Origin of the sequence: Mesorhizobium sp. M5C.F.Ca.IN.020.32.2.1, assembly GCF_004023105.1 — a bacterium.
GTDB classification, from domain to species: Bacteria; Pseudomonadota; Alphaproteobacteria; order Rhizobiales; family Rhizobiaceae; genus Mesorhizobium; species Mesorhizobium wenxiniae.
Genome location: NZ_RZSX01001290.1, coordinates 1 through 1,213, shown reverse-complemented (window position 1 = coordinate 1,213; position 1,213 = coordinate 1). Strand labels below are relative to the sequence as shown.

2 protein-coding genes are annotated in these 1,213 nt (G+C 61.9%); one reads left to right on the top strand and one right to left on the bottom strand.

Going from position 1 to position 1,213, the window contains the following annotated elements; all coding sequences use genetic code 11:
• Positions 1-92: 92 nt before the first annotated feature.
• Entirely contained in the window at positions 93-500 is a 408-nt protein-coding gene (locus EOA86_RS35325; RefSeq protein ID WP_128345703.1) for a 4-oxalocrotonate tautomerase family protein, read from the bottom strand.
• 113 nt (positions 501-613) lie between these two features.
• Here EOA86_RS35325 and EOA86_RS35320 point away from each other — a divergent pair.
• Positions 614-1,213, top strand: a 600-nt coding sequence (locus EOA86_RS35320; RefSeq protein WP_128345701.1) for a LysR substrate-binding domain-containing protein, incomplete at its 3' end; no start/stop codon positions are given.

Below are 1,213 nucleotides of genomic sequence, written 5' to 3'. Positions count from 1 at the left end.
TGCTCGGACAGACCGGCTGCAAGCTGCCGGCCTGTCACGCTTCACCGTCGACAACATTACTTGCGGATGAGCGTGGAACTGAACGGCGCTGCTCACGCCGCTTTCAACCTCCCGCTGATGAAACGGAATTCCTGTGTCTTGCCGCCGTAGCCATAGGCGGCGGCCGGCACTTCGTGCACGAAGGCGTAGCTTTCTTCGTGCATCTCACCCAGCAAGCGGCCAAATGCGGCGAAGATCGCCTTGAGATAGGCTTCCAGCTCAAGCTTGGTGTTGGTGCCGTCGACCACCTTGATGTCGAGCCAGAAACTGTTGGCGCCATGCTCGGCCAGCGACTTGCCGCCGGCGAACCAGTGCTCGGGGTCATGATAGGATATGGCGACCGCGGTGATGGTCGCATCCTTGCGCAGATGCGTAGCGGTCAGTTCGGTCACCTGGTTGGCGATAGCGGCGGACAAAGCGGCATCGGGCTTGCCTGAGACGCTGACATTGATGATCGGCATAAATTTCTTTCCTCGGGTTATGCGGCATCTCTTCGCCGTGAGAAATCTTTGCCATCGCTCTTCCATTATGAAAATCGAATTGTTTAAGGTGGACACTTTGATAATATCGAATTATGCCGACACTCGACCCTGACCTCCTCAAAACCTTTCTCGCCTTCGTCGATGGCGGCTCGCTGGCGCAGGCGGCGTCAATTGTCGGCCGCTCAGCGTCGGCGGTGACCACGCAGATGCAGCGGCTTGAGGATATTGTCGGCGAACCGCTTCTGGTGCCGCAGGGGCGGGGCCGCGGCCTGACGCCGGCCGGGGAGCATCTGGTCGGCCATGCCCGGCGCATCCTTGCTGTGCATCGCGAACCGTGGCTGGCCCTCAAGGGCGTGCGAGCCGATGGGCGCGTGGCCATAGGCACGACACAAGATTTCGCCGACAGCGGCCTCCCGGAGCTGCTCAGGGCCTTTGCCGCGAGCTATCCGCGCGTCAGGATCGAACTGCGCGTCGGCCGCTCCGCCGAATTGGCCGAGGCACTGCAAACCGGCATCCTCGATCTGATGATCGCCATGCGACAGGCACCGGCGCCGGACGAGGTCGGCTTGTTCAGGGAGCCGATGCTCTGGCTCTGTTCGCAAAAGGGATTGGCCGCCCGCCAGGACGAGGTACCGCTGGCACTGCTCGATCCGCATTGCAGCTTTCGCGACGCGGCGATCGCAGCACTCGAC

What these genes read in the sequence shown, in the direction of transcription:
- EOA86_RS35325 (WP_128345703.1), bottom strand. Translation starts at nt 500, where the DNA reads ATGCCGATCATCAATGTCAGCGTCTCAGGCAAGCCCGATGCCGCTTTG.